The organism is Pseudomonas sp. FW305-70, assembly GCF_058783925.1.
Genome location: NZ_JBYSYZ010000001.1, coordinates 41212 through 65459 on the forward strand (window position 1 = coordinate 41212; position 24248 = coordinate 65459).

The 24248-nt window shown below is 60.9% G+C and carries 15 protein-coding genes; 8 read left to right on the forward strand and 7 right to left on the reverse strand.

From position 1 onward, the window contains the following. Positions 1–133 precede the first annotated feature (133 nt). Complete coding sequence (smc, locus tag AC3WN7_RS00205) at positions 134–3622, reverse strand: chromosome segregation protein SMC (RefSeq protein WP_102673250.1); 3489 nt, start codon at positions 3620–3622, stop codon at positions 134–136. Positions 3623–3624: 2 nt separating this feature from the next. Further along, positions 3625–4284: a GntR family transcriptional regulator gene (locus AC3WN7_RS00210; RefSeq protein WP_095965188.1), complete on the reverse strand. Its 660-nt coding sequence runs from the start codon at positions 4282–4284 to the stop codon at positions 3625–3627. A 457-nt stretch (positions 4285–4741) separates the two neighbouring features. Here AC3WN7_RS00210 and xdhA point away from each other — a divergent pair, with 457 nt between their 5' ends. From xdhA to guaD, 4 genes are all read left to right on the forward strand, one after another. Then, positions 4742–6196 carry a xanthine dehydrogenase small subunit gene (gene xdhA, locus AC3WN7_RS00215; RefSeq protein WP_095965186.1) on the forward strand — a complete coding sequence of 485 codons (1455 nt, stop codon included), beginning with the start codon at positions 4742–4744 and terminating at the stop codon, positions 6194–6196. Beyond that, the gene (xdhB, locus tag AC3WN7_RS00220; protein ID WP_015096022.1) at positions 6189–8588 is read left to right on the forward strand and encodes a xanthine dehydrogenase molybdopterin binding subunit; all 2400 of its coding nucleotides are present in this window, start codon (positions 6189–6191) and stop codon (positions 8586–8588) included. The genes xdhA and xdhB overlap by 8 nt, the downstream gene beginning before the upstream one ends. Positions 8589–8705: 117 nt before the next feature. Then, positions 8706–9563 (forward strand): xanthine dehydrogenase accessory protein XdhC, encoded by an 858-nt coding sequence (xdhC, locus tag AC3WN7_RS00225; protein ID WP_095965184.1) that lies wholly within the window; start codon positions 8706–8708, stop codon positions 9561–9563. A gap of 7 nt (positions 9564–9570) precedes the next feature. Continuing rightward, a complete protein-coding gene (gene guaD / locus AC3WN7_RS00230) occupies positions 9571–10875 on the forward strand; it encodes a guanine deaminase (RefSeq protein WP_102673251.1) in 1305 nt (434 codons plus the stop codon). A gap of 166 nt (positions 10876–11041) precedes the next feature. Here the strand turns inward: guaD and AC3WN7_RS00235 are convergent, their stop codons facing one another. Next, positions 11042–11806, reverse strand: coding sequence for a GntR family transcriptional regulator (locus AC3WN7_RS00235; RefSeq protein ID WP_008050187.1), 765 nt, complete (start codon positions 11804–11806; stop codon positions 11042–11044). A gap of 355 nt (positions 11807–12161) precedes the next feature. Here AC3WN7_RS00235 and AC3WN7_RS00240 point away from each other — a divergent pair, with 355 nt between their 5' ends. Next, on the forward strand, positions 12162–13355 hold the full coding sequence (locus AC3WN7_RS00240; RefSeq protein ID WP_102673252.1) for a benzoate/H(+) symporter BenE family transporter: 1194 nt from the start codon (positions 12162–12164) through the stop codon (positions 13353–13355). 72 nt (positions 13356–13427) lie between these two features. Here the strand turns inward: AC3WN7_RS00240 and AC3WN7_RS00245 are convergent, their stop codons facing one another. Continuing rightward, positions 13428–13769, reverse strand: a complete 342-nt coding sequence (locus tag AC3WN7_RS00245) for a YggL family protein (RefSeq protein ID WP_046042876.1) — start codon at positions 13767–13769, stop codon at positions 13428–13430. A gap of 234 nt (positions 13770–14003) precedes the next feature. On the opposite strand from AC3WN7_RS00245, the gene dacB reads away from it, so the two are divergent. Beyond that, positions 14004–15464, forward strand: a complete 1461-nt coding sequence (gene dacB, locus AC3WN7_RS00250; RefSeq protein ID WP_102673253.1) for a D-alanyl-D-alanine carboxypeptidase/D-alanyl-D-alanine endopeptidase — start codon at positions 14004–14006, stop codon at positions 15462–15464. A 136-nt stretch (positions 15465–15600) separates the two neighbouring features. Here dacB and AC3WN7_RS00255 read toward each other — a convergent pair whose 3' ends face one another. Beyond that, on the reverse strand, positions 15601–18000 hold the full coding sequence (locus tag AC3WN7_RS00255) for a sensor domain-containing diguanylate cyclase (protein ID WP_102673254.1): 2400 nt from the start codon (positions 17998–18000) through the stop codon (positions 15601–15603). Between the two features lie 194 nt (positions 18001–18194). Next, positions 18195–20465 (reverse strand): bifunctional 23S rRNA (guanine(2069)-N(7))-methyltransferase RlmK/23S rRNA (guanine(2445)-N(2))-methyltransferase RlmL, encoded by a 2271-nt coding sequence (gene rlmKL / locus AC3WN7_RS00260; protein WP_095965375.1) that lies wholly within the window; start codon positions 20463–20465, stop codon positions 18195–18197. Positions 20466–20995: 530 nt separating this feature from the next. On the opposite strand from rlmKL, the gene rmf reads away from it, so the two are divergent. Continuing rightward, positions 20996–21211 carry a ribosome modulation factor gene (gene rmf, locus AC3WN7_RS00265; protein ID WP_003223300.1) on the forward strand — a complete coding sequence of 72 codons (216 nt, stop codon included), beginning with the start codon at positions 20996–20998 and terminating at the stop codon, positions 21209–21211. A gap of 250 nt (positions 21212–21461) precedes the next feature. Here the strand turns inward: rmf and AC3WN7_RS00270 are convergent, their stop codons facing one another. After that, complete coding sequence (locus AC3WN7_RS00270) at positions 21462–22481, reverse strand: quinone-dependent dihydroorotate dehydrogenase (RefSeq protein WP_095965179.1); 1020 nt, start codon at positions 22479–22481, stop codon at positions 21462–21464. Positions 22482–22646: 165 nt separating this feature from the next. Here AC3WN7_RS00270 and AC3WN7_RS00275 point away from each other — a divergent pair, with 165 nt between their 5' ends. Beyond that, positions 22647–24248, forward strand: a complete 1602-nt coding sequence (locus tag AC3WN7_RS00275; protein ID WP_146022337.1) for a hypothetical protein — start codon at positions 22647–22649, stop codon at positions 24246–24248.

Sequence of the window (24248 nt, forward strand, 5' to 3'; positions counted from 1 at the left end):
TTAAACTAGCACGACCAAAGGCAACTTTACACCGTCTACTACCTTGGCTAGCGCGAATATGTCGATTGGCCAGCAAGTCGAAGCGAGGAAAAGAGTCCTACAACTCATGAACACGCCTTCCTGCAACCATGACTCAGGCGTCCACCATCGCCATCGCCTCCTCGACATCCACTGCCACCAGACGTGAACAACCGGGTTCGTGCATCGTCACACCCATCAGTTGATCGGCCATTTCCATGGCGATCTTGTTGTGGGTGATATAGATGAACTGCACTGACTGCGACATCTCTTTAACCAAATTTGCGTAGCGTCCAACGTTAGCGTCATCCAGTGGCGCGTCAACTTCATCGAGCATGCAGAACGGCGCCGGATTCAACTTGAAGATCGCAAAAACCAGGGCCAATGCGGTCAGGGCTTTTTCGCCACCGGAGAGCAAATGGATGGTGCTGTTCTTCTTTCCAGGCGGCTGCGCCATGATTGTCACCCCTGTATCGAGTAGATCTTCGCCCGTCAGTTCCAAATACGCGCGGCCTCCACCGAAAACTTTTGGGAAAAGCGCCTGTAAACCGCCATTGATCTGATCAAAGGTATCCTTGAAGCGGTTGCGGGTTTCCTTGTCGATCTTGCGAATCACGTTCTCAAGGGTTTCAAGCGCTTCCACCAGATCGGCGTCCTGGGCATCCAGATAACGTTTACGCTCTGATTGTTGCTGGTACTCATCGATGGCCGCCAGGTTGATCGCGCCCAGACGCTGAATCCTCGCGGCGATGCGCTCAAGTTCTTCCTCGGCTTCCTTCTCGCTGGCCTCGGCGGTCAATGTCGCGAGTACGCCGTGGAGATCGTAGCCGTCTTCCAGCAACTGGTCCTGCAAGGTCTTGCGGCGTACGGTCAGGGCTTGCCATTCCATGCGCTGGGTTTCGAGCTGGCTGCGAATCAACTGGGATTGCTGTTCGGCCTGGCTGCGGCGCTTCTCGGCGTCGCGCAATTCGCGGTCGGCGTCTTCGAGGGCGATCTGCGCGGTCTTGAGTTCCTCGTCGACGGTCATGCGCTTGTCGAGCAATTCCTCGAGTTTCAGGCGCAGCTCTTCCAGTGGCGCTTCGCCCTCCTCCAGATTGAGGCTCAGTTGTTCGCGCTTTTCGGTCAGGCGCTCGGACTGCATCTCCAGACGCTCCAGCGCCTGGCGAGTCGAATCGTGCTGTGCCTTGAGCGAACCCAGGCGCACCGCCAACTGATGGGCATGATCCTTGTGCTGCCGCGCTTCCTGCCGCACCCGATCCAGGCGCTCGCGCAAACTGTCGCGCTGGGCCAGCAGCAACTCGCGCTGCTCGGTGTCCAGCGCCATGCTGTCGAGGGCTTCCTGCAGTTGCAGACGCGCCTCACCGATGTTTTCGTGCTCCAGCGCGCGCTGTTCATCCAGCTCGGTGAGTTCTTCGTCGAGGCGGGTTCGGCGCAGGGTCAATTGCTCGGCCTTGGCTTTTCCGGCCGACAACTGGGCTTTCAATTCTCCTTGCTGGCGGGCTTCGTCTTGCAGCAAGCGGCGCAAATGCTCGCGGCCGTTCTCCTGCTGACGCTGCTGCGCCCGGAGATTCTGCAGTTGGGTTTCCAGGGTTTCGACCGCGACTTCGCGCTCTTCGCGCTCAAGGCCCAGTTGCTGGATTTCCTGACCACGGGCGAGCACGCCGCTTTCCGCTTCACTGGCCCGACGCACGCGCAGGAAATGCCGACCGACCCAGTAACCGTCACGGCTGATCAGGCTCTGCCCGGCCGCCAATTGCCCGCGCAAGGCCAGTGCCTGCTCAAGGCTGTCGACCGGCTTGACCTGCCCCAGCCATGGCGACAAATCGATCTGCGCCTCGACCTTGTCCAGCAAGCTGCCCGGCACCCGTACGCCATCGCCGGCCGGGCTGAGCAAACGCAAATCGCCCTGGGCAAAGCCCGACAAATCGAAATCGTTGAAATCATCCACCAGCACCGCCTGCAGGTCGGCTCCGAGCACGGTTTCCACCGCCAGCTCCCAACCGGCCTCGACCTTCAGGCCTTCGGCCAGGCGCGGGCGATCCGCCAGGTGCTGTTCGCGCAGCCATTCGGCGGTGCCGGTGCCCGGATCGAGCGCGGCCTGCTGCAAGGCTTCGAGCGAAGCCAGTCGACCGTTGAGCCGCTGCAAATCGCCCTGGGCCTGTTGTTGCGCCGTCAGCGTTTGCTGTAATTGCTGGCGCAGTTGCTCGAGCTTTTCGACCTGAGCCTCTTCACTGGTCTGTAAATCTTCGAGGGTCGCCTCGGACTCGGCGAGTTGCTCGCTGAGCTCCATGATCGCCGCGTCTTCCGGGTCCGCCGAGAGCAAGGCGCGCTCTTCGCCCAGACGCTTCTGGCGATCGGCCAGACGCTCCAGGCTGGTTTCCAGCTGCTGGATCCGCGATTGCTGTACTTCAGCCTGACGGCGCGGTTCGGCGGCGGTGAGGTTGAACGTATCCCACTGTTCCTGCCAGCCATGCATGGTGGTTTCGGAGTCTTCCAGCGCGGCGGCGGCCTCTTCGGCGGCAGCGCTGGTGACTTCCTGTTCCGGGGTCAGCATGTCCAGCTCTTCGCCCAAGGTCAGCAGCAGCGTGCGGTCATGGCCAAGGTGGGATTCGGTTTCCAGGCGTGCGCGCTCGGCTTCCTTGAGGTCGTCCTGCAATTGCCGCAAGCGTTGCTGGCCATGCTGGATGCTCTGCTCGACCCGGGCAATGTCACCGCCGACCGAGTAGAAGCGCCCTTGCACCAGATTGAAGCGTTCCGACAGGTCGTGGTGCCCGTCACGCAGGCGCTCGATGCTCGCGTCGGCATTGCGCTGTTCGGCCACCAGGGCCTCGAAGGAAACTTCCTGGTTGCCGATGATTGCTTCACGCTGGCCGACCTGATCGTTCAACGCCTGCCAGCGCAGGGCCGACAGTTGCGCCTTGAGTTGGCGCTCCTCGCCCTTGTATTCCTGGTACTTCTTGGCGGCCTCGGCCTGGCGATGCAAGCGCTCGAGCTGACGCGTCAACTCCTCGCGCAGGTCGGTCAGGCGCTCCAGGTTCTCGTGGGTACGACGAATGCGGTTCTCGGTCTCGCGCCGGCGTTCCTTGTACTTGGAGATGCCCGCCGCTTCTTCGATGAAGTTGCGCAGGTCTTCGGGCTTGGACTCGATCAGCTTGGAGATCATCCCCTGCTCGATGATCGAGTAGCTGCGCGGGCCAAGGCCGGTGCCGAGGAAGATGTCGGTGATGTCACGACGCCGGCACTTGGTGCCGTTGAGGTAATAGGTGGTCTGGCTGTCGCGCGTCACTTTGCGGCGAATGGAGATTTCCGCGTAGGCGGCGTATTCGCCGAGCAAAGTGCCGTCAGAGTTATCGAACACCAGTTCGATGCTCGCCTGGCTCACCGGCTTGCGACTGGTGGAGCCGTTGAAGATGACGTCGGTCATCGATTCGCCACGGAGGTTCTTCGCCGAACTCTCACCCATTACCCAGCGAACGGCGTCGATGATGTTCGATTTGCCGCAGCCATTGGGCCCGACCACCGCCGCCATGTTGCTCGGGAAGTTCACCGTGGTCGGGTCGACGAAGGACTTGAACCCCGCCAGCTTGATGCATTTGAGCCGCACGCTCAGGCGTCCGTCAGGGCGGAGATCACCAGATCGCAACTGCGCTGGCCATAGGCGGTCAGCACGGTGCGGATCTGCGCAAAGTCACGGGCGATCACGGCCGCGAGCAGGCGTTCGAACAGTTCCAGGTATTCGCTCATCGACGCCTTGCGCTGGTCCAGGGCAAGGAAATAGGCACGGCTCATGGCCGGCTGCAGATTCTCGACGGTTTCCTGCAGGTACGGGTTGTTGGCAAACCCGTACGTGGCGCGCATCACGCTGAAACTGTCGTCGACGAAGGTGTGGATGTCCTGGCGCTCGTAGCTGGCGGTCAGGCGCTGCTGGATCTGCACGAACGGCGCCAGGTCGGCCTGGACTTTCCAGCCGCTGGCCACGGCGTTGGCCAGCAGGATGTACATCTCGCTCATCAGCGTGCACAGGCTCTGCACCTTGTGCGGCGTGAGCTCGGTGACGTGGGCGCCACGTCGCGGCAGGATCGCGATCAGGTGGCGACGCTCGAGGATCAGCAAGGCCTCGCGGACCGAACCGCGGCTGACATTGAGGGCCAGCGTGACCTTCTGTTCCTGGATGCGCTCCCCGGGCTTCATTTCGCCGCGAATGATGCGTTCGGCGAGGTGGTGAGCGATTTGCTCGGCGAGGCTGTCCGGCGCCTTGAACGTCATGGTTGTCCTTCAAACTCTTTGATCTGTACAAGCGGCGCAGTGTAGCGCAATTGCTGCGTCAGGGCGGAGTGCCCGCCCGTAATGTTGTTCACTTAAGCGAAGTGATTCTTTGTGGGAGCGAGCTTGCTCCGGGCGGCGTTCCGACGATGGACTCAAGCGCGCCGCGTTTAGCCAGTAAATACGCGTTATCGTTAACGACCATCGCGAGCAAGCTCGCTCCTACAGAGGACCACATTCGCTTAACTGAACAGCATTAGAGTGCCCGCCCGGAGGTTTTTGGCACGATTCAAGCAAAAAAGCAGGCTATCGAACCAACGACAATAATTAAGGAACAAGGGGTTGATCGACAAAATGCAATTTCCTGACCTTTAAGTCAGAAAATCATTGACCGAAAAGTCAGACCTGCTAAATTCGGTTCCTATCGGTTAACAACAATAATGAGTCTGCGAGGCCTTCCGTGATCCAGTTTTTACTAAACCAGGAACTCCGTAGCGAGCACGCCCTGGACCCGAACCTGACCGTGCTCAATTATCTGCGCGACCATGTGGGCAAACCCGGCACCAAAGAAGGCTGCGCCAGCGGTGACTGCGGCGCCTGCACCGTGGTCGTCGGCGAATTGCAGACCGATGACGAAGGCCGCGAACACATTCGCTATCGCAGCCTCAACTCATGCCTGACATTCGTATCGTCCCTGCACGGCAAACAACTGATCAGCGTTGAAGACCTCAAGCACAAAGGTGAACTGCACAGCGTGCAGAAAGCCATGGTCGAGTGCCACGGCTCGCAATGCGGCTTCTGCACCCCCGGCTTCGTGATGTCGCTGTTTGCCCTGCAAAAGAACAGCGATGCACCGGATCATGCCAAGGCCCACGAAGCACTGGCCGGCAATCTTTGCCGCTGCACCGGTTACCGGCCGATCCTGGAAGCCGCCGAGCAGTCCTGCTGCGGCAAGCAGCCGGACCAGTTCGACGCCCGCGAGGCCGACACCATCGCGCGCCTCAAAGCCATTGCCCCAACCGATATCGGCGAACTCAACAGCGGCGACAAACGCTGCCTGGTGCCGCTGACCGTGGCCGACCTGGCCGACCTCTACGACGCTTATCCACAGGCCCGCCTGCTGGCTGGCGGCACCGACCTGGCGCTGGAAGTCACGCAGTTCCACCGCACACTGCCGGTGATGATCTACGTCGGCAACGTCGCCGAGATGAAACGCATCGAGCGCTTTGACGATCGCCTGGAAATCGGCGCCGCCACCGCCCTTTCCGATTGCTACGAAGCCCTGAACGCCGAATACCCGGACTTCGGTGAATTGCTGCACCGCTTTGCGTCCCTGCAGATCCGCAACCAGGGCACCCTGGGCGGCAACATCGGCAACGCCTCGCCGATTGGTGACTCGCCGCCCCTGCTGATCGCCCTCGGCGCGCAAATCGTGCTGTGCAAAGGCGAAACCCGCCGCACCCTGGCGCTGGAAGATTACTTCATCGATTACCGCGTCACGGCACGCCAGGAAAGCGAGTTCATCGAAAAGATCATCGTGCCGCGCGCCAGCGTCGAAAAACTGTTCCGCGCCTACAAGGTTTCCAAGCGCCTGGACGATGACATCTCGGCAGTTTGTGCGGCCTTCAACATTCGCCTGGAAAACGGCGTGGTCGCTGAAGCCCGCGTCGCCTTTGGCGGCATGGCCGCGATCCCGAAACGCGCTGCCGCCTGCGAAGCCGCGTTGCTCGGCTCGCCATTCAATAACGCCACCGTTGAACGCGCCTGCGCGGCCCTGGGCGAAGACTTCACGCCGCTCTCGGACTTCCGCGCCAGCAAGGAATATCGCCTGCTCAGCGCGCAGAACCTGCTGCGCAAATACTTCATCGAACTGCAAACACCGCACATCGAGACTCGGGTGACCGCTTATGTCTAATCATCACGCCGTAGAGAAGACCCAAGCCGAATTGGCTGAACTGTTCGCCAAGGACCTGACCACCGGTGTCGGCCGCGCCGTCAAGCACGACAGCGCCGCCAAGCATGTGGCCGGTGAAGCGCAGTACATCGACGATCGCCTGGAATTCCCCAACCAGTTGCACGTTTATGCGCGTATGTCGGACCGTGCCCACGCCCGTATCATCAGCATCGACACCTCGCCCTGCTACGCCTTCGAAGGCGTGCGCATCGCCATCACCCACGAAGACGTGCCGGGCCTGAAGGACATCGGTCCGTTGCTGCCGGGCGATCCGCTGCTGGCGATCGACACCGTGCAGTTCGTCGGTCAACCGGTAGTCGCCGTTGCCGCGAAAGACCTGGAAACCGCGCGCAAGGCGGCCATGGCCGCGATCATCGAATATGAAGATCTGGAACCTGTGCTGGACGTGGTCGAAGCCCTGCGCAAGCGCCACTTCGTACTCGACAGCCACACCCACAAGCGCGGCGATTCGGCCACGGCGCTGGCCACTGCCGAGCACCGCATCCAGGGCACCCTGCACATCGGCGGCCAGGAACACTTCTACCTGGAAACCCAGATCTCTTCGGTGATGCCGACCGAAGACGGCGGCATGATCGTCTACTGCTCCACGCAGAACCCCACCGAAGTGCAGAAGCTGGTGGCCGAAGTACTGGACGTGTCGATGAACAAGATCGTCGTCGACATGCGCCGCATGGGCGGCGGTTTCGGCGGCAAGGAAACCCAGGCGGCGAGCCCCGCGTGCCTGTGCGCGGTGATCGCCCACCTCACCGGCCAGCCGACCAAGATGCGTCTGCCGCGGGTCGAAGACATGCTGATGACCGGCAAGCGTCACCCCTTCTATGTCGAGTACGACGTCGGCTTCGACAGCACCGGCCGCCTGCACGGCATCAACCTGGAACTGGCCGGCAACTGCGGTTGCTCGCCTGACCTGTCGGCGTCGATCGTCGACCGCGCGATGTTCCACTCGGACAACTCGTACTATCTAGGCGATGCGACCATCAACGGTCACCGCTGCAAGACCAACACCGCGTCGAACACCGCTTATCGTGGCTTCGGCGGCCCGCAAGGCATGGTCGCCATCGAAGAAGTGATGGACGCCATCTCCCGCCATCTGGCCCTTGATCCGCTGGCTGTGCGCAAGGCCAACTACTACGGCAAGACCGAGCGTAACGTCACCCACTACTACCAGACCGTCGAGCACAACATGCTCGAGGAGATGACCGCCGAACTGGAAGAAAGCAGCCAGTACGCCGAGCGCCGCGAAGCGATCCGTCGCTACAACGCCAACAGCCCGATCCTGAAAAAAGGCCTGGCGCTGACCCCGGTGAAATTCGGTATTTCCTTCACCGCCAGCTTCCTCAACCAGGCCGGCGCCCTGGTGCACGTCTACACCGACGGCAGCATCCACCTCAACCACGGCGGCACCGAAATGGGCCAGGGCCTGAACACCAAGGTCGCGCAGGTCGTGGCCGAAGTGTTCCAGGTGGAAATGGACCGCGTGCAGATCACCGCGACCAACACCGACAAGGTGCCGAACACCTCGCCGACCGCCGCATCCAGCGGTGCCGACCTGAACGGCAAGGCCGCGCAGAACGCCGCCGAAACCATCAAGCAGCGTCTGGTGGAATTCGCCGCGCGCCAGTACAAGGTCAGCGAAGAAGACGTGGAGTTTCACAACGGCCACGTGCGGGTCCGCGATCACATCCTGACCTTCGAAGCACTGATCCAGCAGGCGTACTTCGCCCAGGTCTCGCTGTCGAGCACCGGGTTCTACAAGACCCCGAAAATCTACTACGACCGCAGCCAGGCCCGTGGCCGGCCGTTCTACTACTTCGCCTTTGGCGCGGCGTGCTGCGAAGTGCTGGTCGATACCCTGACCGGCGAATACAAGATGCTGCGCACCGACATCCTCCACGACGTCGGCGCCTCGTTGAACCCGGCCATCGACATCGGTCAGGTCGAGGGCGGGTTCATCCAGGGCATGGGTTGGCTGACCATGGAAGAGCTGGTGTGGAACAACAAGGGCAAGCTGATGACCAACGGCCCGGCCAGCTACAAGATCCCGGCCGTGGCGGACATGCCGCTGGACCTGCGGGTGAAGCTGGTGGAAAACCGCAAGAACCCGGAAGACACGGTGTTCCATTCCAAGGCCGTGGGCGAGCCGCCGTTCATGCTCGGCATCGCTTCGTGGTGTGCGATCAAGGACGCCGTGGCGAGCCTGGGTGATTACAGGCATCAACCGAAAATCGACGCACCGGCGACTCCGGAGCGGGTGTTGTGGGGCTGTGAGCAGATGCGCCAGTTGAAGGCGGCGAAGGCTGTCGAGGCTGAAACCGAGTTGGCTTCGCTCTAAGACCGAGGTGCGGCCTTCGCGAGCAAGCCCGCTCCCACATTGAAATGCATTCCAAATGTGGGAGCGGGCTTGCTCGCGAAGAGGCCGGTACAGACAACAGAGATGTTGAGGTGAAACATGTACAACTGGATCGACGCCCTCGCCGACCTGCAAAACCGGGGTGAGCCCTGCGTGCTGGTGACCATCATCGAAGAGCTCGGCTCCACGCCGCGCAACGCTGGCTCGAAGATGGTCATCAGCGCGAACCAGGCCTTCGACACCATTGGTGGCGGGCACCTGGAATACAAGGCCATGAAGATCGCCCGCGAGATGCTCGCCAGCGGCAAGCAGGACACCCATCTGGAGCGTTTCAGCCTCGGCGCCAGCCTCGGCCAGTGCTGCGGCGGTGCCACCGTTCTGCTGTTCGAACCGATGGGCCAGGTGCAGGCACAGATCGCCGTGTTCGGTGCCGGCCACGTCGGCCGCGCCCTGGTGCCGCTGCTGGCCAGTCTGCCTTGCCGGGTACGCTGGATCGATTCGCGGGAAGAGGAATTCCCCGAGCAGATCCCCCACGGCGTGCGCAAGATCGTCAGCGAAGAACCGGTGGATGAAATCGATGACCTGCCCGCCGGCAGCTATTGCATCGTGATGACCCACAACCACCAGCTCGACCTCGAACTGACCGCTGCGATCCTCAAGCGCAACGACTTCGCCTACTTCGGCCTGATCGGCTCGAAAACCAAACGCGTGAAGTTCGAACATCGCCTGCGCGACCGCGGTTTCGACACTAGCGTCGTGCAACGCATGCGCTGCCCGATGGGCATCGGCGAAGTCAAAGGCAAGTTGCCTGTGGAAATCGCCATCTCCATCGCCGGCGAAATCATCGCCACCTATAACGCGAACTTCGGCCAGCAGACCTCCAGCGCCGAACCGATTGCCAAACTGCTGCCCGCGTCACGCCGCAGCCAAACCGCAAACTTGAAAGCCTCGAACTGAGAATCTCATGCCTCTGACTCGCAAAGCTTACCGCGCCGCCATCCTGCACAGCATCGCCGACCCAGCCGAAGTCGGTATCGAAGCCTCCTACGAGTATTTCGAAGACGGCTTGCTGGTTGTGGATAACGGCCAGATCAGCGCCCTGGGCCACGCCAGCGAATTGCTGCCGACCCTGCCGGCGGATATCGAGATCACCCACTACCAGGACGCACTGATCACCCCCGGCTTCATCGACACCCATATTCATCTGCCGCAAACCGGCATGGTCGGCGCCTACGGCGAACAATTGCTGGACTGGCTCAACACCTACACCTTCCCGTGCGAAAGCCAGTTCGCCGACAAGGCCCACGCCGACCAGGTCGCGGACATTTTCATCAAGGAACTGCTGCGCAACGGCACCACCACCGCGCTGGTGTTCGGCAGCGTGCACCCGCAATCGGTGAACTCGTTCTTCGAAGCGGCCCAACAGCTCGACCTGCGGATGATCGCCGGCAAGGTGATGATGGACCGCAACGCCCCGGACTACCTGACCGATACCGCCGAGTCCAGCTACGTCGACAGCAAGGCACTGATCGAACGCTGGCACGGCAAGGGTCGCCTGCACTACGCCGTCACCCCACGCTTCGCACCGACCAGCACCCCGGAACAGTTGACCCTGGCCGGCCAGTTGCTGACCGAATACCCGGATCTGTACATGCAGACCCACATCAGTGAAAACCTCAAGGAAATCGAGTGGGTCAAGGCGCTGTTCCCCGAGCGCAAAGGCTACCTGGACGTCTACGACCACTACCAGTTGCTCGGCGAGCGCTCGGTGTTCGCCCACGGCGTGCACCTGTGCGATGACGAGTGCGCGCGCCTGGCAGAAACCGGTTCGGCCATCTCGTTCTGCCCGACCTCGAACTTCTTCCTCGGCAGCGGCCTGTTCAACCTGCCGATGGCCGAGAAGCACAAGCTCAATGTCGGCATCGGCACCGATGTCGGCGGCGGCACCAGTTTCTCGCTGCTGCAAACGCTCAACGAGGCGTACAAGGTGATGCAGCTGCAAGGTGCGCGCCTGAGCCCGTTCAAGTCGCTGTACCTGGCCACCCTCGGCGGCGCCCGTGCGCTGCGTCTGGAAGACAGGATCGGCACCCTGCAACCGGGCACCGACGCCGACTTCCTGGTACTGGACTACAACGCCACGCCGCTGCTGGGCTATCGCCTGAAGCAGGCCAATAACATCGCCGAGACGTTGTTTGTGTTGATGACGCTGGGGGATGACCGGACGGTGCTGCAGACGTATGCGGCGGGCAATCTGGTGCATCAGCGGTAAGGTTTTCCGGGCATAAAAAAATCCCCCGCAATCGTCAGATTCCGGGGGATTTTTATGCCCTTTGTAGGAGCGAGCTTGCTCGCGATGAATTAGAGAGCGCCACGGGGTGTCAGGTTTTCCGCGTTATCGTTCACGACCATCGCGAGCAAGCTCGCTCCTACAATAATCAGAGCTTGGCGGTCGATCGACCCGGCTTCTTGGTCTGCAGCAAATGCGAGAACACCGCATGCAGGTCATCCGAAGCACTTTCCTCGTCGAGGTTGAGCTTGCTGTCGATGTGATCCATGTGATGCATCATCAGGTTCACCGCCAGTTCAGCGTCGCGCTTCTCGATGGCGTCGATCAGCTGGGTGTGCTCGTCGTAGGAACAGTGGGAGCGGTTGCCGCTTTCGTACTGGGCGATAATCAGCGACGTCTGGGACACCAGGCTGCGCTGGAAACTGATCAGCGGGGCGTTTTTCGCCGCTTCAGCCAGTTTCAGGTGGAATTCGCCCGACAGGCGGATGCCGGCACCCCGGTCGCCACGGGAGAAGCTGTCGCGTTCGTCGTTGACCATCTGGCGCAATTCGGCGATCTGCTCGGCGGTGGCGTGCTGCACCGCCAGCTCGGTGATCGCGCGCTCGACCAGACGCCGGGCCATGAACACCTGGCGCGCCTCTTCGACACTCGGGCTGGCAACCACAGCGCCGCGATTCGGACGCAACAGCACCACGCCTTCATGGGCCAGGCGCGACAGGGCGCGGCGAATGATGGTGCGGCTGACCCCGAAAATTTCCCCCAGCGCTTCTTCGCTCAACTTGGTGCCGGGCGCCAGACGCTGCTCGAGGATGGCCTCGAAGATATGCGCGTAGACAATATCGTCCTGGGTACCGCTGCGGCCGGCTTTGCCTGCTCGCGGTTGTTTCTTTAGGGGTTGCAACTGTTCGTTCATGGGCACTCGAGTCGGAAGAACTGCGGCGAATTGACCGTGACTGTAATACGGCACAGTGGGTCGCTGGCAAGTATCGCGTAAAAAACACTGCGATTGTACACAATGGATGGTGGCAACACGACTGTACGGCTGAATGTTGCCTCGGCTGTATCGCAACACCTGATTACTTTTGAGTTTAGGCTTGTTCGCAGAATCCGCCTTTTTGGCACGATCCCTGTGGGAGCGGGCTTGCTCGCGAATGCGGTCTGTTTGCCATATCAATGTCGACTGACACGCCCCCTTCGCGAGCAAGCCCGCTCCCACAAGGTTCAGTGTTGCTGCGGACATCTTCATTTGTATAAGGAACACCACCGTCATGAACGACGCCACCCACACGCAAATCCGCCCGCTGGCCGACACCTCGCCCTCGGCCATCGTCGCCGGGTTCATCGCCATGATGACCGGCTACACCAGTTCCCTGGTGCTGATGTTCCAGGCTGGGCAAGCGGCGGGCCTGAGCAGCGGGCAGATTTCTTCGTGGATCTGGGCGATCTCCATCGGCATGGCGGTGTGCTCCATCGGCCTGTCCCTGCGCTATCGCACGCCGATCACCATTGCCTGGTCGACCCCCGGTGCCGCGCTGCTGATCACCAGCCTGGGCGGCGTGAGCTACGGCGAAGCCATTGGCGCCTATATGACCTGCGCGGTGCTGGTGACGATTTGCGGGCTGACCGGCAGCTTCGAACGACTGGTGAAAAAGATTCCGGCGTCCCTGGCCGCCGCCCTGCTGGCAGGGATCCTGTTCAAGATCGGCAGCGAGATTTTCGTCGCCGCGCAACACCGCACGGCCTTGGTACTGGGGATGTTCGTCACTTATCTGCTGGTCAAGCGCCTGTCGCCGCGCTATGCGGTGCTGGCGGCCTTGCTGATCGGCACGGCATTGTCAGGCTTCATGGGGCTGCTGGACTTCAGCGGTTTTCACCTGGAGGTCGCCACGCCGGTCTGGACCACACCGCAGTTCTCCCTGGCTGCGACCATCAGCATCGGCATTCCGCTGTTTGTCGTCGCCATGACTTCACAAAACATGCCCGGCATCGCCGTATTGCGTGCCGATGGCTACACCGTGCCAGCCTCGCCGCTGATCACCACCACCGGCATCGCCAGTTTGCTGCTGGCACCGTTCGGTTCTCACGGGATCAACCTGGCGGCGATCAGCGCGGCGATCTGCACCGGTCCGCACGCCCATGAAGATCGCAACAAACGCTACACCGCCGCCGTCTGGTGCGGGATTTTCTACGGGATCGCCGGCGTGTTCGGCGCGACGCTCGCGGCATTGTTTGCCGCGCTGCCCAAGGAACTGGTGCTGTCGATTGCCGCACTGGCGCTGTTCGGCTCGATCATCAACGGTTTGAGCATCGCCATGAGCGAAGTGAAGGAACGTGAAGCGGCGCTCATCACCTTCATGGTCACGGCATCGGGGCTGACGCTGTTTTCCATCGGTTCGGCGTTCTGGGGGATTGTCGCGGGGGTGGTGACGCTGCTGATTTTGAACAGCAGCTTCAAGCGTTAAGCTGCAAGCTGCAAGCTGCAAGCCTGTGCAGCTTGCAGCTTGAAGCTTGCAACTTGAAGCTTGCAACTGCTTTTAAGCCTGATTGATCGGCTTTTCCGGGTACCAGACGTCCAGCAGCGGGCTGACTTCAACGCTGGTCAGCTCGGTGCGGCCTTTGAGCCAGGCTTCAACGGCAGCGCGCTGTTCGGCGCTGACCGAGCCACGCTTCTGCAGGCAAACCAGACCGTAGTCGTCGCCGCCAACATAACCCAGGCCGTTGGCTTCCATGGCTTCTTTGAGGAACGCGTCGAGGAAAGCATCAATGGCTTCATCAGCCAAATCTTCTTTGAAATCCAGGTTCAGTTCGAAACCCAGCTCTTGAAATTCATCGACGCACAGTTTTTTGCGCAGACGCTGGGAACGGTTAGTCGCCATTGGAACAATCCTCTTAAGTAATAACGGGCGGCACTTTAGCAGTTTAAGCCGCCGATTGCCTGACTCTCTGGGCCACCTCGCCTACCGTCGGTAAAAAAATAGCCGATCGGACAGCCCTCGCACGGCACAAGTCGTGGCACCTTGGGGCATAATGCCGACACTTTCATGACCATTGAGGGAATTTATCTTCATGCCCTCATCTTTTTTCCCCTCGGCTGTAGGGTTTTATTTCAGATGATCAAGTCTTTGCGTCCATTGCTGTTGGCCGGTTTTCTTCTCCCCCTGGCCCTCCCCGTTTCTGCAGCTCCGGTCAATACTGCGCTGTCGCCCAACGTTGAAAAAGCCCTGAAAGCCAGCAAGTTGCAGGACAACGCCCTGTCGCTGGTGATGATCCCGCTCACCGGCCCCGGCACCCCGACGGTGTTCAACGCCGACGTGTCGGTCAACCCGGCGTCGACCATGAAACTGGTCACCACCTACGCAGCCCTGGAAATGCTCGGCCCGAACCACCAGTGGAAAACCGAGTTCTACACCGACGGCACCCTCAGTGGCGGCATCCTCAACGGCAACCTCTACCTCAAGGGTGGCGGCGATCCGAAGCTGAACATGGAAAAACTCTGGCTGCTGATGCGCGACCTGCGTGCCAACGGTGTCACCCAGGTCACCGGCGACCTGGTGCTGGATAAAACCTTCTTCGTGCAACCGCAACTGCCGGAGTTCAATGACGACGGCAACGATGACAACAAGCCGTTCCTGGTCAAACCCGATTCGCTGCTGGTCAACCTCAAGGCGCTGCGCTTCGTTGCGCGCAATGACTCGGGCAAGGTACTGGTCTCGGTGGAGCCGCCGATTGCGAGCATCCGCATCGACAACCAGGTCAAGGCCCTCAACTCCAGGCAATGCACCGGTGGCGTGCGTTACAACCCGGCGGCGCAAGCCGATGGCACCGTGACCGTTACCGTCGGCGGTCAACTGGGTGAAGGCTGCAGCTCGCAGACCTACCTGTCGCTGCTCGACCACGCGACCTACACCGCTGGCGCCGTCCGCGCGATCTGGAAGGAACTGGGTGGCAGCATCCAGGGCAGGGATGTGCTGGCGCCAACCCCTAAAGACGCCAAGGTGCTGGCCCGGGCGTTCTCGCCGGACCTGGCGGAAATCATCCGCGACATCAACAAATACAGTAACAACACCATGGCCCAGCAGTTGTTCCTGAGCCTGGGCCAACGTTTCCGCACCGATGCCGATGGTGATGACGCCAAGGCTGCCCAGCGTGTCGTGCGTCAGTGGCTGGCGAAAAAGGGCATCACCGCGCCGCATCTGGTGATGGAGAACGGCTCCGGCCTGTCCCGCTCCGAGCGCGTCAGCGCCCGGGAATTGGCCTCGATGCTCGAAGCGGCGTGGCACAGCCCGTATGCCGCCGAGTACATCAGTTCGATGCCGATTGCCGGCACCGACGGCACCATGCGCAAGCGCCTGAAGACCACGGCGATGCGCGGTGAAGCCCACGTCAAGACCGGCACGCTGAACACCGTACGGGCGATAGCCGGTTTCAGTCGCGACGTCAACGGCAACACCTGGGCGGTGGTGGCGATCCTCAACGACAAGGCCCCCTTCGGCGCCTCGTCGGTGCTCGATCAGGTGCTGCTCGACCTGTACCGCCAACCGAAAGCGCCGCAGACGGCTTCGGTGTTGTAAGGCAAAGCTCTGCCCCCTGTAGGAGCGAGCTTGCTCGCGATGGATTCGAGAGCGCCGCGTACATTCAGTATGTCCGCGTTATCGTTATCGACCATCGCGAGCAAGCTCGCTCCTACAGGGGCAGCGTTAACCCGGGTTAATTCATCTCCTCTTCTACCCGGTCTCGCCCTGCCTGCTTCGCCGCATAAACCCCCGAATCCGCGCGCAACAGCAAGGCATCGGCGCCCTCCCCGGCGCGCCAACTGGCAATCCCGAAACTGGCGGTGACCGTACCGACGCCTTCAATGGGTGAACTGCGCAGGCTGTGCCACAATTGCTGGGCCAGCACAAAAGCATGTTCGCCGCCGATATCCGGGCACAGCACCATGAACTCCTCGCCGCCCAGGCGGCAGAACACATCGGTGCGACGCAGCCGGTGGCCGATCCGTTCGCACACGGCCTGCAACACCCGGTCACCGATGGCGTGGCCATGCAGGTCATTGATGCGCTTGAAATGGTCGATGTCGAGCATGATCACCGACAAATCCCCACCGCCCCGCTCCACCCGGGCCATTTCGGTGGTCAGGCGCTCCTGGAAATAACGCCGGTTATGGATGCCGGTCAGCGAGTCGGTAACCGACAACGCGCGCAATTCTTCTTCCACCCGTTTCATATCGGAAATGTCCGAGATGTAGCCGTGCCAGAGCACACCGCCACCGGGCAGCTCCTCCGGAGTGGCTTCGCCGCGAACCCAACGCACCCCCCGTAGCGGCAGTTGCACGCGGTACTCCTCGCGCCAGGGGCTGAGGGTTTCGGCCGAAGCACGGATCGAGGCGCGGACACGGGTAGTGTCCTGGGGGTGGATCCGGGTGAAGATCGCTTCGGCATTGAGCAGCAGTACGTCGGGTTCCAGCTCGTAGATATCGCGAATGCCGTCGCTGGCATAGATCACGCTGAAGCGCCCGTCGAATTCCATCTTGAACTGGTAGATGCCACCGGGCACGTGGGCGCTGAGTTTTTTCAACAGCAGGTCCCGCGCCGCGAGCGCTTCATGGACCCGCTTGCGTTCGGTGATGTCGATGCACACCGCCAGGTGCCCGACCCACAGGCCTTGCTCGTCGAGCACCGGCGTGGCGAGCATGTTGACCATCAGATGGCTGCCATCGCCGCGCACCAGGGTCCACTCCCGCGCCTCGTGGCCGCCCTCCACGTCGCCTTCGACCAGCATCGCCTGGCAGGTCGGCACCGGCTTGCCATAGCGGGCGCTCAGCTCGGCCGAACGACCGGCCAGCTCCCGGGGCAGATGCAGGTTCTCCAGGGTCATATGGCCAACCACTTCGGCACTGCTATAGCCGAGCATCTGCTCGGCACCGGCGTTGAACGTGCTGATGACGCCGCGCAGGTCGGTGGCGATGATCGCAACCTGGGTGGCGGCATTGAGCACGCCACGCAACTGACCATGGGTGCCACGCAGCTCCCGTTCCCGATCGCGCAGCTCCTGGGTACGCTGCTCGACCAGTCTCAACGCCCGCTGCCGCTGACTGACCAGCACATAGAGCAAGGCACTGAGCAACAGGCTGAGCAATCCGCCCAACACGACCAGACTGGTCACGGAGGAATGGTTGGCCTGCACGAACGCATCGCTGGGCTGTATATCGACTTGATAGTCATGGTCGGCCATGCGCAACAGGCGCGTGGCCGACAGCTCGCTGACGGCTGGCGGGTTGGGCGACTCGAACAGCACTTCGTGCCGGTCGTCGGTCGACAAATCGAGGATGCGTACCGAGAGATAGTCGCGACTCGCTTCCGGCAGTCCGTCCGCCAGCAACTGGCGCATGCTGATCACGGCCATCACATACCCGTAGGGCTTCGTGGCTGTGCGGTCCTGTCCGGTGCGCTGCATGACCGGCGCGACCAGCAGCACGCCGCGCGCATAAGCCGGTTCGATACTCACCAGATGCATCGGTTGCGACACCGCCATGCCGCCACGCTGATCGGCCCGAGCGAGCGTGGCACGCCGCAGCGGCTGGGCCAGCAAGTCGTAACCGAGGGGAGCGCCGAGTTTGCTTTGCGTCTGGCTATACAGCACCGCCACGTACTCATCGCGCTCGCCGGCCAGTTGCAATTGGCCGGCGGCGTTGAGTTCTCTCAGGGTGAAGCTGTTCAGGCCCTCGTCTCGCACCCGTCGCTCGAACGCCGCCCGCTCGTCACGAGTGACCCGCTGAGCGTAGGAATACGCCTGGGTTCGCAGCAGCAAAGGTTGGGTGTAGCCGTCGAATTCCGCTCGGGACACCGAACCGGAATTGGCGAAAAACCGGCGCAGGCCGTCGAGGCGCTGCTCCTGATCTTCGAAACGTTCTTCGATACGGCTGTAACGCTCACTGGCCAGCAGTTGAAAGCGTTGCCGCAATTGATGGTGAAACAGATTCAGTGTCGACCACGCCAGTAACCCGGTGAGCACCCCGCCGATCAACAAAACCAGCAACGCGACCAGCCAGGCCGAGGCATCTTCGCTGATAAAACCCAGGATCCTGGGGCGCACGGCGTGCAACGACATAAAACGCAACTCAAAACGCCAGGTGCGGGAAAGCCCTTTGGCCATGAGTTGAGTTATAGCTATTTGCCACTAATTTGACCAGCACCCTGTAGGAGCGAGCTTGCTCGCGATGGTCGATAACGATAACGCGAGCTTTCTGAAAGCACGCGGTGTTCTTGAGTCCATCGCGAGCAAGCTCGCTCCTACACAGCTATTTAGCGTGCCATGATTTTCCAGGCGCGATGGATCTTGGCGTTGCGCGCAAAATCCGGATCGAGGGTCTGGGCGGTGATGTCCTCGACCGCATAACGCTCGCCGAGATTGGCCTCCAGTTCGAACTTGCGGAAGTTGTTGGAGAAGTACAAGACGCCACCGGGTGCCAGACGCGCCATGGCCAGGTCGATCAGTTGCACCTGGTCGCGCTGCACGTCGAACACGCCTTCCATGCGCTTGGAGTTGGAGAACGTCGGCGGGTCGATGAAGATCAGGTCGTATTCGTCACGACTGGCTTCGAGCCACGCCATCACATCGCCCTGCTCCAGGCGGTTCTTGTCGGAAAAACCGTTCAGCGACAGGTTGCGACGCGCCCAGTCCAGATAGGTTTTCGACAGATCGACACTGGTGGTGCTGCGCGCGCCGCCCTTGGCCGCATGCACGCTGGCCGTTGCGGTGTAGCAGAACAGATTGAGGAAGCGTTTGCCCGCCGCCTCTTTCTGGATACGCATGCGCATCGGCCGATGGTCGAGGAACAGACCGGTGTCGAGGTAGTCGGTGAGGTTCACCAGCAACTTCACACCGCCTTCATTGACCTCGACAAATTTGCCCTGCGCCGCCTGGCGCTCGTACTGCTTGGTGCCGCTCTGACGCTCGCGGCGCTTGACCACCACGCGGTTCTTGTCGATGTTCAACGCCTGCGGGATGGCGGCCAGGGCATCGAACATGCGGGCCGAGGCTTTTTCCGGATCGATGGATTTCGGCGCGGCGTACTCCTGAACATGGACCCAGTCGTGATACAGGTCGATGGCCATGGAATATTCCGGCATGTCGGCATCGTACACGCGGTAGCAGTCGATACCTTCACGCTTGACCCACTTGCCCAGGGCCTTGAGGTTCTTTTGCAGGCGGTTGGCGAACATCTGCCCGCCTTCGCTCAGGCGCGGCTGCTCGACCACCGGAGCCGGTGCCGGCACCGGTTTGATCGGGTTGCCGTTTTTGTTGAACTTGCGTTCCTGCGGTTCGTTCGGCGTCTGATCGTAGGCGGCTTGCTCACGCTCGACCTGGCGCTGTTCCGGCGTACGACGCTCGCCGGTGACGAACTGATCGGGCAGCACCTTGATCAGCAGCAGCTTGCACGGCAAGGCGCCGTTCCAGAACGAATACTGCTTGTGGCTGCGGATGCCCATGCGCTTGCCCAGGTCCGGCGCGCCGGTGAACACCGCCGCTTCCCAGTTCAGGCAGGCCTGACGCAGGCGTTCGCCGAGGTTCTGGTAGAGGTAGAGCAGGCTCGCCTCGTCGCCCAGACGCTCGCCGTACGGAGGGTTGCAGATCACCAGGCCTTTCTGGTTCTGGTCCGGGCGCGGCTCGAAGGTCGCGACTTCACCCTGGTAGATCTTGATCCACTCGCTCAGGCCGGCCCGCTCGACGTTGTTGCGACCCGGTTGAATCAGCCGCGGATCGGCTTCGTAGCCGCGAATCCACAACGGTGGCTTGGCCATGCCGGCCGCCGCGCGCTCGCTGGCTTCTTCGTGGAGTTTTTTCCACAGCGCCGGAACGTGACCGAGCCAGGCAGTGAAACCCCACTGCTCGCGGCGCAGGTTCGGCGCGATGTCGGCGGCGATCATCGCCGCTTCCACCAGGAACGTACCGACACCGCACATCGGGTCGGCCAGCGCGCCGCCTTCGGCCGCGATACGTGGCCAGCCGGAACGGATCAGGATGGCAGCCGCGAGGTTTTCCTTCAGCGGTGCCGCACCTTGCTGCAGGCGATAGCCGCGCTGGTGCAGGCTGTGGCCGGACAGGTCGAGGGACAGAATGGCTTCGCCACGGTCCAGGCGCAGGTGAATGCGCAGGTCCGGATTGAGCTTGTCGATGGACGGACGGTCGCCTTGCGGGGTCCGCAGTTTGTCGACGATGGCGTCCTTGACCTTCAGCGCGCCGAAGTGGGTGTTGTCGATACCCGAGCCATGGCCGCTGAATTCGACGGCCAGGGTGCCGTCGTTGAGCATGTGGTCTTGCCACTCGATGTCCAGTACGCCGTGGTACAGGTCTTCGGCGTCCTTCATCGGGAAACGCTTGAGCACCAGCAGCACGCGGTTGGCCAGGCGTGACCACAGGCACAGGCGATAAGCGGTTTCCATGGTGGCCATGCCGCGCACGGCAGAGGTGTGCTCCCGCGCTTCCTCAAGGCCAAGCCCGACGGCTTCCTCGATGAGCAGGCCTTCAAGGCCTTTTGGGCAAGTGAGGAAGAGTTCGAAACGATCGGACATGGGAATTCCAGAACCTTTAGCTGAGCGACCGGGCAACGCATTGCCGGTCCGGTTTTCAATCAGGCGCTTTTCTCGAAGAGCGCCCGCGTGGCACGAAGGTGTGCCGTTCCACCCCTGCTGCTCGGGTTAAATGAGCTTAGATGCAAGGACAGATAAAAAAGTTGATGCAATGAAATGTCATAAGTCGACCCTTCGTCGAATAGTGCCTCCCGGCAACGGGAGCCATTCTCACTAAAGGATTAAGCCCATCATGCAGCGCAGAGCCGATCATACCGGGGTTTAGCTAATAAATACGCTACAAACACTCTGTTACTTATGGCCTTAACACATGAATGGTTACGTCCTTATGACAAAACGATCATTCCCTCGATGTGACGCATTGGTTAGAACTCAACTCAGGTTGGCGCCGCAATGACGCCAACACCTTGGCTCGTCACGCCGGCAACGAGCCCCCAACGGCAGAGTTTTTCTGCCAGACCTCAATAGAGGTCGACGCGATACATACAGTCAACAAGTGAGGGCAACACCCTATGAGAAGACTTAAGCGTGATCCGTTGGAAAGAGCATTTTTGCGCGGATATCAATATGGCGTTGGTGGCAAATCCCGTGAGCTTTGCCCATTTACTCTACCGTCGGTACGCCAAGCCTGGATCAACGGCTGGCGAGAAGGACGCGGCGACAACTGGGACGGTATGACCGGCACTGCGGGAATCCACAGACTCAACGAACTTCACGCCGTCGGCTAATTACAGGGCACAACACTCCGACACGACAATCTGATTTTGTACTGAATTAACCACGCACGTCCCATCCGGACGGCGGGCTGCGGCCCAGGGGCTCCTTTGAAGGGGCCCTTTTTTATGCCTGCTCGTTGGCCCAAAACAATCCCCCTGTAGGAGCGAGCTTGCTCGCGATGGACTCGAAAACATCGCGTGTATCCAGAAAGCACGCGTTATCGTTATCGACCATCGCGAGCAGGCTCGCTCCTACAGGGGATCAGCGCAGGGCTGCGATGGCGTCTACGGACTCGCGAATCAGCGCCGGGCCCTTGTAGATGAAGCCCGAATAGATCTGCACCAGGCTCGCGCCCGCGGTGATTTTCTCGGCGGCGTGCTTGCCTTCGGTAATGCCGCCAGCCGCGATGATCGGCAGGCGACCACCCAGCTCCGATGCCAGCACTTTCACGGTGTGGGTGCTCTTGTCGCGAACCGGGGCGCCGGACAGACCACCGGCCTCGTCGCCATGCTCCATGCCTTCGACGCCGACGCGGCTCAGGGTGGTGTTGGTGGCGATGACCGCATCCATTCCGGTTTCGATCAGCGCTTGTGCAACCTGTGCGGTTTCTTCGTCGCTCATGTCCGGCGCGATCTTGATCGCCAGCGGTACATGCTTGCCATGACGCAAGGCCAGTTCCGCGCGGCGCTCGGCCAGATCGGCCAGCAACTGCTTGAGCGAGTCGCCGAATTGCAGGCTGCGCAGGCCCGGCGTATTCGGTGAACTGACGTTGACCGTCACATAGCTGGCGTGGGCGTACACCTTGTCCAGGCAGATCAGGTAGTCGTCCACGGCACGCTCGACCGGCGTATCGAAGTTCTTGCCGATGTTGATGCCCAGCACGCCCTTGTATTTGGCCGCCGCCACACGGGCCAGCAGGTGATCGACGCCGAGGTTGTTGAAGCCCATGCGATTGATGATCGCCTCGGCTTCCGGCAAACGGAACAGGCGAGGCTTGGGGTTGCCCGGCTGCGGACGCGGGGTGATGGTGCCGATTTCGACAAAACCGAAACCCAGTTGGGCGAATCCGTCGATGGCCGCGCCGTTCTTGTCCAGACCGGCGGCCAGGCCCACCGGGTTCGGGAACTCCAGGCCCATGACATTCACCGGCATTTTCGCCGGGGCCTTGCACAGCAAGCCGTTGAGCCCAAGACGCCCGCCCGCACCGATCAGGTCCAGGGACAGATCGTGGGAGGTTTCCGGGGAGAGTTTGAACAACAGCTGACGGGCCAGGGTGTACATGGGCGGGTTTGACTCGATTGGCGGCGAATTGAGGCGGCGATTATAGCCGGGCCAGCACGTTGCGAGCGAGGCCCCCTGTTAATTAGAAATCACTGTTTGCGGCCAACCGTCGCAGGTATCGCGTGCGAAGCGTTATTTGATAGCCGCAATGGCGCAAGAGGCTGAATGATCGCAAGCAAGCCCCTTCGTCATAAAGAGCGAAAAATGACTATATCCTCAACCGGATCAACTGCCTCATTCTCAACCTCATCTGCTGCAAAGTCGACCGAGTCAAGCCCTCAAACAAATCGTCGTGATCACACGATCATAGATATGGAAGGTAGCTCTCAAGCCATCGATAATTGGATTCTCAAACATACAGACCCCCTTCGCGGGAGCATCTCTCCACTTCAAATGGATCAAGTGATAGTCCAAATAAAGAAGCTCGACAGCGAAATCGATTCCGTCATTACAGGAGAATTGGCGGACACCCTTGACCAAATTGTAGTAATTCCACGCATCACCGCATCGCTGATGGAGGGTGACCCCAAAGCTCTCGATGAGGCACGAGATCAATTGGCCCTGAATCTCGATTATCCGGGTATGTTCGACAACTCAATGCATCAGGATCGTAGTCCTAATCCGAATCTGATTGACGATCAGAAAGACTCCAACATCCCTCTACAACGCGCCCAAATCATCGTTGACTCCCTTGGCGAACTGCTGGGCAAACTGGGCCGCAACGAATTCGAAGGAGATCTCGGCCGCCTGGCCAGCAACCTCACAATCACCGGCCTGCGAACCGGGCTCATCGTGGGTACCCTGACAACGATCCGCCAACTGATCGGATTCGCCCTGGAAAAATGCTTGCAGTCCAATGCCGCCTCCCCGCTGACACGCAACGTCATAGGTGGTGTTTCTCTGATGATTGGTCCGGCGTTGAACATCCTTGGCGCGCTTCGGGATGAATGCAACGGCACGGCAAACACTGAAACGCGACTGTCACGACTGATGACTTTGTCGTTATCGCTGGCTGCATTCGCCGTTGCACTGGTCACGCCGCAGGCGCTTCCCGCCCTCGCCTCATTCGGCCCGCAGATGGCTTTCTTCACCTTGGCCCGCGACCTCACACAGGTGTTTGTTCCATTAAACGACAACGCACAAATCAATCTGCCAGGTACGGCAGCCAATGCAGGCCTCTACGGAGCCTTACAGTTTCTTCTCGGTACAGCCATGGACCAGACAGCGCCCAACTCAGGCGCCGGATATGCCATGTCGGCCGGTAGCGGGCCATCCACTGCTGATGGCGGGTTCACAGCGCAACTGACAAACTGGATGCACACATTCGTCACTTCAAACACTACCCCGGAGACCCAGGCCGCAGAGATCCTTGAATCCCTAGCTCCAGTTCTAGGACACGACATTCTGCGGGGTGTCTACAATGGGGCGGTTGAAGTCATCGCCGATACGGCAGGTGGCGGAATAATGCACAGGTTCCAGAGCGAAAGAGAGTCTGACGGCTTTCGAATCACTTTCGCCCCGCGCGTCCCCTCCGCCTCAGAAGTAGCCGATCAACTTCTGACGACCTCAGCGATGCGAACCTCGTTCGGCGGAGCGATCATGGCTGCCGCGATTTCCGCAGGGACTTACTTTGGCAGTCTGGGTTTATCCACTTCAACGGTAAATCACGCGGTCAATGCCGTAGTAGCCGCCGTCGCCATCGCCGGCTTACCAGGTTTTTTCTACGCTCATCAGGGCAATAGCCCAGTGGACAATACAACCGTGTAA

Bases quoted from the DNA above. Each gene is read 5' to 3' on its own strand.
- AC3WN7_RS00240 (WP_102673252.1), top strand. From the start codon at position 12,162: ATGAACGACGCCACCCACACGCAAATCCGCCCGCTGGCCGACACCTCG.
- AC3WN7_RS00275 (WP_146022337.1), top strand. From the start codon at position 22,647: ATGATCGCAAGCAAGCCCCTTCGTCATAAAGAGCGAAAAATGACTATA.
- guaD (WP_102673251.1), top strand. From the start codon at position 9,571: ATGCCTCTGACTCGCAAAGCTTACCGCGCCGCCATCCTGCACAGCATC.
- AC3WN7_RS00210 (WP_095965188.1), bottom strand. From the start codon at position 4,284: ATGACGTTCAAGGCGCCGGACAGCCTCGCCGAGCAAATCGCTCACCAC.
- AC3WN7_RS00235 (WP_008050187.1), bottom strand. From the start codon at position 11,806: ATGAACGAACAGTTGCAACCCCTAAAGAAACAACCGCGAGCAGGCAAA.
- xdhC (WP_095965184.1), top strand. From the start codon at position 8,706: ATGTACAACTGGATCGACGCCCTCGCCGACCTGCAAAACCGGGGTGAG.
- AC3WN7_RS00245 (WP_046042876.1), bottom strand. From the start codon at position 13,769: ATGGCGACTAACCGTTCCCAGCGTCTGCGCAAAAAACTGTGCGTCGAT.
- AC3WN7_RS00255 (WP_102673254.1), bottom strand. From the start codon at position 18,000: ATGTCGTTGCACGCCGTGCGCCCCAGGATCCTGGGTTTTATCAGCGAA.
- AC3WN7_RS00270 (WP_095965179.1), bottom strand. From the start codon at position 22,481: ATGTACACCCTGGCCCGTCAGCTGTTGTTCAAACTCTCCCCGGAAACC.
- dacB (WP_102673253.1), top strand. From the start codon at position 14,004: ATGATCAAGTCTTTGCGTCCATTGCTGTTGGCCGGTTTTCTTCTCCCC.
- xdhB (WP_015096022.1), top strand. From the start codon at position 6,189: ATGTCTAATCATCACGCCGTAGAGAAGACCCAAGCCGAATTGGCTGAA.
- rlmKL (WP_095965375.1), bottom strand. From the start codon at position 20,465: ATGTCCGATCGTTTCGAACTCTTCCTCACTTGCCCAAAAGGCCTTGAA.
- rmf (WP_003223300.1), top strand. From the start codon at position 20,996: ATGAGAAGACTTAAGCGTGATCCGTTGGAAAGAGCATTTTTGCGCGGA.